15 protein-coding genes and 1 riboswitch are annotated in these 12133 nt (G+C 37.0%); of the genes, 7 read left to right on the top strand and 8 right to left on the bottom strand.

Features of this window, described 5'->3' with window-relative positions; genetic code table 11:
• Nucleotides 1-11: 11 nt before the first annotated feature.
• The 3 genes from AC0C45_RS10630 to AC0C45_RS10620 all read left to right on the top strand — a co-directional run bounded on the left by AC0C45_RS10630 (nucleotide 12) and on the right by AC0C45_RS10620 (nucleotide 2386).
• The gene (locus AC0C45_RS10630; RefSeq protein WP_013056134.1) at nucleotides 12-263 is read left to right on the top strand and encodes a hypothetical protein; all 252 of its coding nucleotides are present in this window, start codon (nucleotides 12-14) and stop codon (nucleotides 261-263) included.
• 149 nt (nucleotides 264-412) lie between these two features.
• Nucleotides 413-1924 (top strand): sensor domain-containing diguanylate cyclase, encoded by a 1512-nt coding sequence (locus tag AC0C45_RS10625; RefSeq protein ID WP_472928131.1) that lies wholly within the window; start codon nucleotides 413-415, stop codon nucleotides 1922-1924.
• 150 nt (nucleotides 1925-2074) lie between these two features.
• A complete protein-coding gene (locus AC0C45_RS10620; RefSeq protein ID WP_013056132.1) occupies nucleotides 2075-2386 on the top strand; it encodes a DUF6509 family protein in 312 nt (103 codons plus the stop codon).
• Nucleotides 2387-2610: 224 nt separating this feature from the next.
• Here the strand turns inward: AC0C45_RS10620 and AC0C45_RS10615 are convergent, their stop codons facing one another.
• The 3 genes from AC0C45_RS10615 to AC0C45_RS10605 form a co-directional block, all read right to left on the bottom strand.
• Nucleotides 2611-2787 carry a hypothetical protein gene (locus AC0C45_RS10615; protein ID WP_162837670.1) on the bottom strand — a complete coding sequence of 59 codons (177 nt, stop codon included), beginning with the start codon at nucleotides 2785-2787 and terminating at the stop codon, nucleotides 2611-2613.
• A gap of 104 nt (nucleotides 2788-2891) precedes the next feature.
• Nucleotides 2892-3095, bottom strand: coding sequence for a cold-shock protein (locus AC0C45_RS10610; RefSeq protein WP_013056130.1), 204 nt, complete (start codon nucleotides 3093-3095; stop codon nucleotides 2892-2894).
• Nucleotides 3096-3381: 286 nt separating this feature from the next.
• Nucleotides 3382-3549, bottom strand: coding sequence for a hypothetical protein (locus tag AC0C45_RS10605; RefSeq protein WP_013056129.1), 168 nt, complete (start codon nucleotides 3547-3549; stop codon nucleotides 3382-3384).
• Between the two features lie 111 nt (nucleotides 3550-3660).
• Between AC0C45_RS10605 and AC0C45_RS10600 the strand changes: the two genes are divergently transcribed.
• From AC0C45_RS10600 to AC0C45_RS10585, 4 genes are all read left to right on the top strand, one after another.
• Entirely contained in the window at nucleotides 3661-4206 is a 546-nt protein-coding gene (locus AC0C45_RS10600; protein WP_016763474.1) for a YhcN/YlaJ family sporulation lipoprotein, read from the top strand.
• A gap of 292 nt (nucleotides 4207-4498) precedes the next feature.
• Nucleotides 4499-5977 (top strand): sodium/proline symporter PutP, encoded by a 1479-nt coding sequence (gene putP / locus AC0C45_RS10595; RefSeq protein WP_472928130.1) that lies wholly within the window; start codon nucleotides 4499-4501, stop codon nucleotides 5975-5977.
• A 228-nt stretch (nucleotides 5978-6205) separates the two neighbouring features.
• Nucleotides 6206-6865 (top strand): SIMPL domain-containing protein, encoded by a 660-nt coding sequence (locus AC0C45_RS10590; protein WP_016763472.1) that lies wholly within the window; start codon nucleotides 6206-6208, stop codon nucleotides 6863-6865.
• 62 nt (nucleotides 6866-6927) lie between these two features.
• Entirely contained in the window at nucleotides 6928-7194 is a 267-nt protein-coding gene (locus AC0C45_RS10585; RefSeq protein ID WP_257063106.1) for a hypothetical protein, read from the top strand.
• Here AC0C45_RS10585 and AC0C45_RS10580 read toward each other — a convergent pair.
• From AC0C45_RS10580 to AC0C45_RS10560, 5 genes are all read right to left on the bottom strand, one after another.
• Entirely contained in the window at nucleotides 7095-7385 is a 291-nt protein-coding gene (locus AC0C45_RS10580) for a hypothetical protein (protein ID WP_080967529.1), read from the bottom strand. The two genes, AC0C45_RS10585 and AC0C45_RS10580, sit on opposite strands and share 100 nt — an antisense overlap.
• Nucleotides 7386-7518: 133 nt before the next feature.
• Complete coding sequence (locus tag AC0C45_RS10575; protein ID WP_047930937.1) at nucleotides 7519-8700, bottom strand: trans-sulfuration enzyme family protein; 1182 nt, start codon at nucleotides 8698-8700, stop codon at nucleotides 7519-7521.
• Nucleotides 8684-9829 carry a trans-sulfuration enzyme family protein gene (locus AC0C45_RS10570; protein ID WP_016763470.1) on the bottom strand — a complete coding sequence of 382 codons (1146 nt, stop codon included), beginning with the start codon at nucleotides 9827-9829 and terminating at the stop codon, nucleotides 8684-8686. The genes AC0C45_RS10575 and AC0C45_RS10570 overlap by 17 nt, the downstream gene beginning before the upstream one ends.
• A 71-nt stretch (nucleotides 9830-9900) precedes the next feature.
• Nucleotides 9901-10018: riboswitch (SAM riboswitch) on the bottom strand.
• Between the two features lie 166 nt (nucleotides 10019-10184).
• Complete coding sequence (locus AC0C45_RS10565) at nucleotides 10185-10847, bottom strand: hypothetical protein (RefSeq protein WP_016763469.1); 663 nt, start codon at nucleotides 10845-10847, stop codon at nucleotides 10185-10187.
• Between the two features lie 64 nt (nucleotides 10848-10911).
• A complete protein-coding gene (locus tag AC0C45_RS10560) occupies nucleotides 10912-12030 on the bottom strand; it encodes a spore coat protein (protein ID WP_472928129.1) in 1119 nt (372 codons plus the stop codon).
• Between the last annotated feature and the right edge of the window lie 103 nt (nucleotides 12031-12133).

Below are 12133 nucleotides of genomic sequence, written 5' to 3'. Positions count from 1 at the left end.
AGATGTTAAAAATGGGAAGCCCTTATCTTTGCCCTAGCTGCAAAACAAATCGAACGCGCTTTAATATCATTGAACAAAATGCAAAACCTGTAAAAATGGACCCAAGAAGCGGAGACGTCGTAGAAGAATACACAAACGATACGCTCGATGCCTTTCACGCTGCTTATAACGGACCGCAAAAACGTATTCAGTGCGGAGCTTGCGGCTTAGTAGAAGATGAGACCATGTTTGTACGGCATGCTGAATCCAATAAACTTCAATAAAAAGGTGAGGCTCTTTGGCCTCACCTTTAATCATGTAAATCTTTATGCTTTTTCTTGATCAAAAAGCAGACATTCTCATCTAAAAAATTCATGTCTTTTCTTATACAAACATGCTAAAATACCTAAAAAAAGATATGGAGATGATGATCATGTCATTTCTTCTTTCGCTTTTACCTTTCTCCTTTCTGAAGAAATATCGTTTTCCTTCCCGAAGAGAAGTTAATAAAGATAAAATGTTCGATAAAACGAATGCAGAGATGCTTCAACAGAGAGTCAAGCTAGTTTCACTTGCTCTTGTAGTTTCCTATCCTATTTATATTTATATAGGGTTTTCTTTACTTCAACATGCGGGGACATCTCAGTTTAGACATACACTAATTGGTATTCATTTCACTAGTTTTGCTATCTCCTCTCTTTATTTATTTTTCTATTATGTTAGTAAGAGAAAAGAACGGTTTGCTAACTACTTAAGCACCATTGTATATGGCTATATATTTTATTACGTATTTGCTGCAGCCCTTTCTACTATTAACAGTCAGCTTTTCACAGGTCGCGTAGACGTGTATATGATGCTTTTGATTTCCACAGCTGTTTTATGTCCTATGAAATTAAAACATCTGTGCATCATTTTTATTCCTAACCATCTTTTTTTACTATACGGCTTATCACGATATGTACCAGATTCTTTTTCTCTTATTTCAAAGCAGATCAATACAACTGCAGCAGTTGCTATCGCTTTACTTATTTCATACATTCTTTATACATACCGTCACAAAGAATATATGAATCATTTACAGCTAAAAGAAAGCGAACGTAATTTTTTTACGCTGTTCAAAATTAATCCCTATCCTTTACTATTAACGAGATTATCCGACCACAAAGTGCTGCTCATTAACAATAAAGCTATTCATTTTTACAATCTTGCTTCTCAAGATCTTGATCAAATAGACGGGTTTATAATCTATCCTACCGATGAAGATCGAGAGGATATTTTAAAACGTCTTCAACAAGAGAAATATGTAAAAAACTACATCCTAGAAGCACGTGAACATGGAGATTCTAAGTGGGTTATGATCAATTATGAATTACTAGAGTATCAAAGCGAAAGCTGCATACTCGCAGGTATTACCGATATAACCGATTTAAAAGCAGTAGAGCATGAATTGAGCTTGCACGCTTCAACTGATATGCTAACGGGAATTTTAAATCGAAGAAGCGGAATGGAAAAACTGCAGCTGGAACTGCTGAGAGCTAAAACCAATGATACACCTTTTCTATTATGTTTTATCGATATTAATTCTTTAAAACTAGTAAATGATCAATACGGTCATAGAGAAGGCGACTGGGTTATTAAAACAATTGCAGAATCAATTAGTGGTTATATTAGCAAAGATGATACGCTCTTTCGGTACGGAGGCGATGAGTTTTTATTAATAGCTCCTGAACAAACGGAAGAATACGTACAAAAGCTGTGGCAAAATATTAATGAACAGCTAGAAAATAAAAAGAAAGAATTTAATAAGGCATATGCACTGTCTGCGAGTTACGGATTTATTATATGTGCGCCTTCAGACGACGCCAACCTAGATACATTAATTCAAAAAGCAGATGCTGCCATGTATAAGCAAAAACATACGCGCGTTTCTTCCGCCTTTAAGTAAATCATCGAAGTCCTTGCGCCATCGATTCGCTAAATAGAATGATCAAGGAATAAATCCGTGCATGAATTACGCCTGCACTTTCTTTCTTTGCAAAGAAAAACTATAATAGATGATGCAAGCATTTTACTGATATATGGAAAGGACGTACATATGTTTACAATTAAAGAATATACAGCTGAACAATTGCAGGATCCATTTGGTCTCCTTCTAGGTGAACGCTATGAATTTCATTTATACATTGAGGTAGAAGAAGATGATGAATTATATACGGGCAACGACCTAGCACTACGCTTAGTATATATTAAAGGCGAAGATAACACTTCTATTGCCCAAACTCATTTTTACGAAGTTTCAACAAATAAAGTATTAGACTTCGACCTTGAAGAAGAGGAAGAAGAAGCTGTAAAAGAGTTTTGCGGGAAGCACTTACCTTCAGAGGAAGGTACAAATAACGAGGAATAATTAAAAGAGACTGGGACAAACGTATTTTAGTTGAAGGAAAATCCGAACGATGAATCGAGATTCTTGGTGGAGAATCAAACTCGTTCGGATTTTTTCATTGGTAGAGTGAACATAGGTTTTATGTATGTAACTGCTTCTAGCTGTTGTGTAAAAAACGATCCCTACTAGCTCATTTATCTCATTTGTTCGTCTGTAGATTGAATTGATTGCGTTATGTCCAATCCTCATTTTTGATTTCGTTTTTCCATTAGCTTTTTAACTACTTCTTTTGGCTCCCAGCATGTAAACTGATAAGAAGGACGGGTTTCATAGCCTAGTCTTTTGCATCGATACTTCATTCCCTTATCCAATTTAATGCTTCGAAAATGTTCACATGTGGCACAGCAATGAAATGAACTCATGCCTTCCCTTCTCCCCTACTTTACTCTATTTTCTTAATCATACAAATAAAACAAATTTGTATAAAAAAAGCTGCCTATCGGCAGCTTTCATATGTAGCGTTGAATTATAATTTTACAACATTCTCCGCTTGAGGTCCACGTTGACCTTCAACGATTTCAAATTCAACTTTTTGGCCTTCTTCTAATGTTTTGAAGCCTTCAGATTGGATAGCTGAAAAATGAACGAATACGTCATTTTCGCCTGGTACTTCGATAAAACCGAAGCCCTTTTCACTGTTAAACCATTTTACTGTACCTGTAGTAGCCATGTAAAAAACCTCCAAAAAATGTAAAAATTTTAATATGTTACTCTATATTTACATTTATACCGTAAATAAAAAATTCACATATTATAAAAGAGACCTACGCGAAGTAGATCTCCTTTATAACAAGTGAATTTTCACTAAATCTAATTCGAGTGTATGGTCAAACTTAGTATTCATTACATTTATTAAATTTGGTTGCGTTTACATTATACTATACCTATATGTAGAATGCAAATATTGGGCCATTCTTAGCATATGGCTCAGCCGTTTTGCAAAATATTGATCTTCCTTACGTCAACATGTTATCAATATGGGCGTCGATAATTTCTTTTCGTTTATTTTGCAGGGTCTCAAATAATAACTTAGCTTCTTCTGAAGTTAGTGCAAACGTTGTTGTTTCTTCATGGTTTTCTTCTTTTGTATGAAGCACAAATATGCTTTGTTGAATTCCACTCATACATATTCCTCCTTTTTCGATAGTATAGGCTTTTTTATATTTTTCATGTATGCTTCACACGTTTTTAACAAATTATAAGAAAGGTTAAAACTTATAAGGAGTGATACTATCATGAAGAAATCGTTTTTGTTTGTTGTAGGCTGCATGACGACCCTTTCTTTATTCGGCTGCAGCACAGCAGATCAAGGTAAAGATGGCGTCATTGATGATGATACAGTCCGCAACGTCACATATGAAAATGGAAACAATAAAACGAAAATGAATGACGTAAACGATACGCAAGATGTACAGCGTAACGAAAAAGAACAATATAACCAGTCGGGCGGAATGAGAGTAGCCGATGTGGCTGCTGATCGTATCGTAGCGTTAAAAAACGTTAAAGATGCTAACGTAATCGTAACCGATCATACAGCTTACGTAGCAGCTGTATTAGACGATAACAAAGAAGGTAATCTCACAAAAGATATGGAGCATAAGATCGCACATGAAGTGAGAAAAGCTGACGGCAGTGTTCATCGAGTGTTTGTATCAACAAACCCTGACTTTGTAAACCGTATGAACGGATATGTAGACAAGCTTCAAACCGGCAAACCAGTCTCTGGACTGTTTGACGAGTTTTCAGAAGTTGTTCGCCGCGTATTCCCGAACTCACGCTAATATACATGAATGTCAAAAGAGCATTTTATAAAATGCTCTTTTCATTTTACCTATTGCATAAAATATTGCATAAAAAATGCGCTTGTAAATTTCTGAATATTTTTATTTTACTTTATTTTGAAAACGTTTTCATATCTATAATATAAAGGTTTAGGGGATTTTAGACTTAGGTAATTTACGGTTTTGTGGGTTGATAGTAAGGGAAAAGTTTGTTAGTTTTAGAAACCATAAGATGTTTGCATGGCGAGCAGTGCTCGTTTCGTGCATAAAAAATGCATAAAGGGGAGATTTGGTGGATATTGGTGTTTATATTTCACTGGGCATTTATTTTGTAGGAATGCTTGGAATAGGATGGTATGCCTACACAAAAACAACTCAAGACGTATCGGGTTACATGCTAGGCGGACGCGGACTAGGTCCGGCCGTTACTGCGCTTTCAGCTGGCGCTTCAGATATGAGTGGATGGATGTTAATGGGGCTTCCAGGATCCATGTATGTGACAGGTCTTTCAAGTTTATGGCTTGCAGTAGGTTTATCTATTGGTGCTTATTTAAATTATTTAATCCTCGCTCCGCGTCTTCGCACTTATACGGAAGTAGCGAATGACTCCATTACAATTCCAGACTTTTTTGAAAACCGCTTTGGCGACCATGCCAAGATTCTTCGAACAGTATCAGCGATTGTTATCTTTATTTTCTTCACTCTTTACACTTCAGCTGGTATGGTATCAGGCGGACGATTGTTCGAATCGGCATTTGGTGTGAATTATCAAATTGGCTTATTTGTAACAGCATCTGTTGTTATTGCCTACACCCTTTTCGGCGGATTTTTAGCCGTTAGTTTAACAGATTTTGTTCAAGGTGTTATTATGTTTCTTGCCTTAGTTTTAGTACCTATTGTAGCTTTCACCAATGTTGGAGGCGTTAACACAACAATAGATATTGTACAGGACATTAATCCAGCATATCTTGACATTTTTAAAGGTACGACCGTTTTAGGTATTATATCTTTCTTAGCCTGGGGACTTGGCTATTTCGGGCAGCCTCATATTATCGTTCGCTTTATGGCTATCTCCTCTGTTAAGGAGTTAAAACCCGCACGTCGTATTGGAATGAGCTGGATGATTATTTCTATTATTGGTGCTATGCTGACAGGACTTGTTGGGATTGCATATGTAGAAAAAACAGGTATGAAACTAGCAGATCCTGAAACTATTTTTATTAAATTTGCGGATATACTCTTCAATCCGTTAATTACTGGATTCTTATATGCAGCTTTACTAGCGGCAATTATGAGTACCATTTCTTCTCAGCTGCTTGTAACGGCAAGCTCTGTTACAGAAGACTTTTATAAAACATTTTTCCGACGCAAGGCCTCTGACAAAGAGCTTGTGACGGTTGGAAGAGCTGCGGTTTTAGGTGTTGCAATTATTGGCATTTTGCTTTCTTTAAAACCTAGTGATACGATTTTAGGGCTGGTTGGATATGCTTGGGCTGGATTTGGTTCAGCTTTTGGTCCTGCTATTTTACTAAGTCTTTACTGGAAGCGTATGACTCGATGGGGAGCACTTGCAGGGATGATTGTAGGTTCTGCTACAGTATTAATTTGGGTAAATACTCCATTGAAGGATGCCCTTTACGAAATGATTCCTGGGTTCTTTTTAAGCTTATTAGCTGTTATTATTGTAAGTTTACTAACAAAGAAACCGTCAAACGATGTTCAAAATCAATTCATTGAAATGAAAGAAATCTTAATAAAAGAATCGAAATAAACAAAAAGAAGCTGAAGAAAAGTATGTTAGTTGAAGGAAGATCCGAACGAATTTGATTCTTGATGAAGAATCAAATTCGTTCGGATTTTTTTATTGGTATGGTGAATGTAGGTTTCATGTATGTAGGTGCTTCTAGCGGTTGATTTAGTTATGTCTCAATCTTTTTTTGTTTTTAATCTCCTTTTCTTATCATATATATACTAAAGATCAATAAAGGAGGTTTTTGGTATGCAACATTCTTATTTCCCTTATGAACCTACACAGCAACTGCGCGTAGATACACAAAATAGAGAAATTAAAGTAATTGGGGAAGGAAGTGTTTCAGCAGTTCCCAATGAAATTTCCATGACGATTGGAACCCGCACGGAAAACCGAGACGTTCAAGAAGCCTTAAAAGAAAATTCAGCTGTTTCAAATACTTTGCTGCAAGAGATAAAAAAACTTGGAATCAATGACCAGCAAATTGAAACAGCTTCGTTTACCATAAACCCTAAATATGATTACAGTGATGGAAAATCGACTCTTACAGGATACGAAGTACAGCACTTATTTAGAGTAAGAGTACAAGATGTAAAACAAGCTGGCGATGTCTATAACGCTACTTTTTCAAGCGGAGCCAACGTAGCGCAAGATCTTCAATTCCACGTTACAAATGATGATAAATATGAACAAGAAGCGATAAGTAAAGCTTTGCTTAACGCTAAGGAAAAGGCCTTTACCATTGCCAACACGCTGCAGCTCCCTATTAACCAAATCCCCATTTTAATCGAAGAAGGCCCCGTCTATCAGTCATCTGGCTCCTCGCCTAAGTTATTAGCAGCCTCTCCCCCTATTCAAGCTCAGTCCTTGACTGTATCTGCTTCTGTAAAAGTTACGTACACGTATTAATACTTATGGTAAACTATAGATTATTATAATGAAGAAACTAATCTAAAGGAGCTCTTTGCACAATGACTTCTGAACATTTACTAGCAGCTTATCAAACCCTATGGTTGAACCGTTCGTTCGCTTCTAAACAAGCCACGACAAGTGAAGATCAGCTTCACGAAGCCATTATGAAGGATTTAAAAGATGAAATGACTCATCCACGCGTCCGGCAAACACCGTATGTAAAATATCATCTTGGCATAAAAAGAATTCTAAACAGCAGTCTTTCCTCTGATGAAAAAGTTGCGCTTACGTCCCTATACACAAACCTTTTAGATAGCTGTATATAACGGATATCAATCCAGTGTAAAGACGAACAAATGGGATAAAGGAGCTGAACGGCTTGTGACACCGCGGTTGATTTCCGTGCAAGACTTCGCTTTCCGCGGGCGGCCGATGAGCCTCCTCGTCGCTTGTGCTCCTGCGGGGTCTCACCCCTTCCGCTTTTCCCACAGGAGTCTTCGCCTTGCCCTCCAATCAACCGCTAGAAGCAACGAAATAGATGAAACCTACGTTCACCGTGACAACAAAAAACAAGAACTATTAATCAGTAATTTTGATTAATAGTTCTTGTTTAACTTTAACTAGAATACTTTTGTCCCAGTCTCTTTTCTTTATTTAATTAACGCCTTTTCTTCTAAGCTTTGAAAAACAGCGTTAAAGTCTTGCTTCAAATCCTCGAATTCCTCTAACCCTACTGAAAGGCGAAGAAGTGAATCAGTAATTCCTTTTTCTTCACGCACTTCTTTTGGGATACTCGCATGAGACATTGTTGCAGGATGCGTTAGAATGGATTCAACTGCACCTAGACTAACGCCAATTGAAGCCAATTTGACTCCTTGTAAAATATGTCGCGCTACTTTTTCATCCTGTACTTGGAAAGAAATCATAGCTCCATATCCATTTGCTTGTTCTGAAATCAGTTTGTGGTCTGGATGACTTTTTAAACCCGGGTAGTATACACGGCTCACTAGAGATTGTTCTTCAAGCCACTTTGCAAACTGCAGCGCTGTTTTTAACTGCTGATCTAAACGAACTTTTAATGTCTTAATTCCTCGAAGCAGTAAAAAACAATCCTGCGGTCCTAAGATAGCACCAAAAGCATTTTGTACAAACTTTACTTCTTCTGCTAGCTTTTCATCGCTTACCACAACTAGACCGCCAATGACGTCACTGTGACCGCTGATATATTTTGTAGCACTATGAATCACAATATTTACGCCAAGGTCAATCGGCTGCTGTAGATAAGGTGTTAAAAACGTGTTATCCACAATTGTAAGGAGGTTGCGCTCCTTCGCCAAACTTGCTACTGCTTTAATATCCGTTACCTGTAAAAATGGATTTGAAGGGCTTTCGATATAAATAGCCTTCGTATCTTTTGTGATAGCTTCTTCTACTTTCTCAACCTTCGTTGTATCAACAAAAGTTGTTTTGATACCAAACTTTGAAAATAACCGTGTTAATACACGATATGTCCCGCCGTACGTATCATGTGAAACTAAAATTTCATCCCCTGATTCAAAAATAGATAACACCGATGAGATAGCAGCCATACCTGATGAAAAAGCAAAACCAGCGTATCCATTTTCTAGCTGAGCAATGGTGTTTTCTAAAGCCTCACGAGTTGGATTTCCTGAACGAGAATAGTCATAGCGGCCGTTGTTCGTCTCATCTTCTTGGTTAAATGTAGATACCTGATAAATAGGTACGTTAACCGCTCCAAAATGACCGTCAATTCCTGTATTTGCATGAATTAAGTTCGTACCAAATCTATATTTATTATTGTTGGTATGCATCAAATGCCTCCTTCAAATCTTTAATTAAATCATCTGCGTGCTCAATTCCAACTGATAATCGCAGTAAACAGTTTGTTACTCCGACACGATTTCGAATTTCTTCCGGAATATCAGCATGTGTTTGACGAGCTGGGAATGTCATTAAACTTTCCACGCCCCCTAAGCTTTCTGCAAATGTAATAACTTTGACATTTTCTAAAAGTACTGAAACGATGTCAGGGTGTGAGACAGCAAAAGAAATCATGCCTCCAAATCCAGTTGCTTGTTTCTTCATGATTTCATAGCCTGGATGTGTTTCAAGACCAGGGTAATACACTTTTTCCACGAGATCATGAGCAGTAAGCCAATTTGCAATTTTCAGTGCATTTTCATTATGCTTTTCCATACGAAGCGCTAGCGTTTTAACACCGCGTAATAACAGCCAGCTATCCTGTGGACCTAAGATTGCCCCAGCTGCATTTTGATAAAAACGAATTTTCTCTCCTAAGCTACTACATCGAGCCACTACAAGACCAGCAACTACATCATTATGACCCCCAATGTATTTGCTTGCACTATGTATCACAATATCTGCTCCAAGCTCTAAAGGACGCTGATAATAAGGGGACATGAAGGTATTGTCAACGATAGTAAGCAAATCATGCTGTTTAGCTAACGCAATTGCTTCTGGCAAATCAGTCACGTGCATCATTGGATTCGTAGGTGTTTCAATAAATAAAGCTTTCGTATTGGGACGAAGCGCATCTTTTACTTGTTCGAGATGGGCTGTGTTGACGTACGAAACAGTAATTCCTTGCTCTGAAAAAATTTCATTTAGTACTCGGTACGTTCCTCCGTATAAATCCTCTGATACAATTAAATGATCTCCGTTTTTAAATAGTGCTAAAACTGCCATTACACCCGCCATTCCTGAAGCGAATGCTACTCCTACTTCTCCCTTTTCCAAAGCAGCAATTGCTTCTTCCAATGCTGTACGAGTAGGATTTGCCGTACGTGCATAGTCAAATCCTGTACTTTGCCCTAAAGCAGGATGAGCAAATGTTGATGCTTGGTAAATGGGTGTTGTAATAGAACCTGTTGAAGGGTCACGGCCTACTCCTGAACGAACTAATAAAGTTTCAATTTCCATCTATTTCTCTCCTTAACTCAAAATAAAAAACACTCTTCACAGATGGAAGAGTGTTCGTTTATACACGATTTCTCTCATCTGTTAGAACAATACTGATGTTCCACAGGAATTAGCACCGTTCAAATGAATGTTTCATTTGATGGTTGCCGGGCATCGCAGGGCCAGTCCCTCCGCCACTCTGGATAAGAGTTCTATATAATTGTTGGTGATTAACGTTTGTTGTTAATAACTTTAATAGAGATTTTCTGTATTGTCAACATAATTTTCTAAAAAATTTAAATCGTCTCATTTGTTTATTCAATATACTTGTCCTGATAAGCACATAAAAAAAGAGACGAAAGCGAGGTCTCTTTTTCTAAGGCAAGTGTACAGATTTTACGTGAGCTAACTTCCAATACATACTTTCTCCATTTGCCGTAATTAGTTCAACAATATTATTAGAAACTTCTTTAAGTACGCCAATTTTTTCTGATTGATCCCCTAAATCTAATACGACCAGTTGATTTTCATATTTTTTAAGCTGCTCTTCAAAGTTTCTGACAAAAGGTGCAGAGGCAGGTCTTACTGGGAGCTCTTTGTCACTTAAAGAATAAGGGGTTAACTCATTACTGTAAGGGGTAAGCCATTTCAAATGATGCAGAGAAACAAAGACATTTTTATACACTGGAGAATAAAACACAAGATAATCATTCAGCACGCTTGTAATATAGCCATGCAATGATTTTCCTCCTGTTACATAAATTTCAATAAATTTCCCTTTTGCCTGCTGTAAAATATTACGATAAGAAATCCGCTGACTTTCTTCTATTAAGTTCTCTTCTATTTCACGTAAAACCGTATAGTCTTCTTCTGATACTTCCCGCAAACGATGCATGTGTAAAAGAGGAATATACAAATAATCATGTCCATTATACAAAATCATGACATCTAATCCTAGGTCAACAAGTCTGCCAACAAACTTAGTATTTCCTGAAATATCTACTTCTACAATTTTATTAATATAGCGATTGATACTCATTCTCCTCCCCCTTTCCTATATGACAGAAAAGGTGCTTTATAAGCACCTTTTTTGTTCTTATTCATTATGCTTTCCAGCGATAATTTTTTGTTTGGATGACTTGCTCTCTTGACGCTGATGAGTGTGAATCTGTGCGGCGGCTTTTTCTTGACGAATATGAACCTGTGCGGCGGCTTCTTCCTGTACGACCTTCTGGAGTGCCTTCTGCTGATCCTCCGTCTTCAGTATTTGTATTTTCCTCTTTCTGCTCATCATCTTGATTATTATTTTGTTTAAAAGATCCCTTTGCTCCTACACAAATGGTTTTAACATGTCTTGGTTGTAAGCGTAATACTTGATTGTCCTGAACAAGGGTAAAAGTACCATTCCGGCTTTGCACCAATACACCTTCTACAGCCTCTGGACCGCCGCCATTGATTGATACCCATTTGTGTGATAGATGAGTAAATAAATTATTAAAGGTTTTTGATTTCATATAAGTTGGTTCCTGATTTGTAGCAAATTGATTATTCATTTGATTGTTATTATTGTTATTATTGTTATTATCATTTTGATATTCACTTATACTTTTCACATGTTCAACATTGATATAGACAACACCATCATCTTCCGACAGTAACACAAGGTAAGCAGACTCTGACGAACCTAATACGTCAAGTAGCTGACCTGCTTTTTTCTCAGGACCACCCTGATTTATTTGAACATATTTACTTTTCAGTAATGATAAAGTACTGGCAAATGTCTTGCCTCTATACAACTCTAAAGTACCCTCATTATCAAACCCGGTAAACGTCTGTGCTGAATTTGACATAGCATCTTCCGTAATACTCTTAACATGGGATAAATGATAATATACAACAGTATATTCTTGTTGATTATTTTGGTTATTTTGGTTGTTTTGGTTGTTTTGGTTGCTATTTCCTTCATTATTGTTTTCATCGTTGTTATTATTGTTATCGCTTTCTACTGCTAATATTAAATAATCAGACTGAACATCAAGTAAATAACCTGTTTTTGATTCAGGACCTCCTCGATAAACAGTCACCATTCTTCCTTTTAAAGGTTTAAACTGCGAAGAATAGCCTTTATCAGGCCGATTTGCATTTTTGCTGTGGCTGCGTTTCCGGTTTGGATTTGAATTTTGACCTTGATTTTGCCCATAATAATAATAATAGTTTTCCATTCTTTTTCCTCCTTGTTAGTCATCCATATTGGTCATTCATACTGTATATATACGTATCATGTACAGCTATTGATTTCGTACATTCGCCTATTATTAACAAATT

The organism is Priestia sp. VA7 (assembly GCF_055710015.1).
The sequence above is the reverse complement of the archived record's forward strand: the minus strand, read 5'-3'. Positions and strand labels throughout refer to the sequence as shown.

Excerpts from the sequence above, each read along its gene's own strand:
- AC0C45_RS10630 (WP_013056134.1), top strand. The coding sequence starts at position 12 with ATGGGAAGCCCTTATCTTTGCCCTAGCTGCAAAACAAATCGAACGCGC.
- AC0C45_RS10625 (WP_472928131.1), top strand. The coding sequence starts at position 413 with ATGTCATTTCTTCTTTCGCTTTTACCTTTCTCCTTTCTGAAGAAATAT.
- AC0C45_RS10620 (WP_013056132.1), top strand. The coding sequence starts at position 2,075 with ATGTTTACAATTAAAGAATATACAGCTGAACAATTGCAGGATCCATTT.
- AC0C45_RS10615 (WP_162837670.1), bottom strand. The coding sequence starts at position 2,787 with ATGAGTTCATTTCATTGCTGTGCCACATGTGAACATTTTCGAAGCATT.
- AC0C45_RS10610 (WP_013056130.1), bottom strand. The coding sequence starts at position 3,095 with ATGGCTACTACAGGTACAGTAAAATGGTTTAACAGTGAAAAGGGCTTC.
- AC0C45_RS10605 (WP_013056129.1), bottom strand. The coding sequence starts at position 3,549 with ATGAGTGGAATTCAACAAAGCATATTTGTGCTTCATACAAAAGAAGAA.
- AC0C45_RS10600 (WP_016763474.1), top strand. The coding sequence starts at position 3,661 with ATGAAGAAATCGTTTTTGTTTGTTGTAGGCTGCATGACGACCCTTTCT.
- AC0C45_RS10590 (WP_016763472.1), top strand. The coding sequence starts at position 6,206 with ATGCAACATTCTTATTTCCCTTATGAACCTACACAGCAACTGCGCGTA.
- AC0C45_RS10585 (WP_257063106.1), top strand. The coding sequence starts at position 6,928 with ATGACTTCTGAACATTTACTAGCAGCTTATCAAACCCTATGGTTGAAC.
- AC0C45_RS10575 (WP_047930937.1), bottom strand. The coding sequence starts at position 8,700 with ATGCATACCAACAATAATAAATATAGATTTGGTACGAACTTAATTCAT.
- AC0C45_RS10570 (WP_016763470.1), bottom strand. The coding sequence starts at position 9,829 with ATGGAAATTGAAACTTTATTAGTTCGTTCAGGAGTAGGCCGTGACCCT.
- AC0C45_RS10565 (WP_016763469.1), bottom strand. The coding sequence starts at position 10,847 with ATGAGTATCAATCGCTATATTAATAAAATTGTAGAAGTAGATATTTCA.
- AC0C45_RS10560 (WP_472928129.1), bottom strand. The coding sequence starts at position 12,030 with ATGGAAAACTATTATTATTATTATGGGCAAAATCAAGGTCAAAATTCA.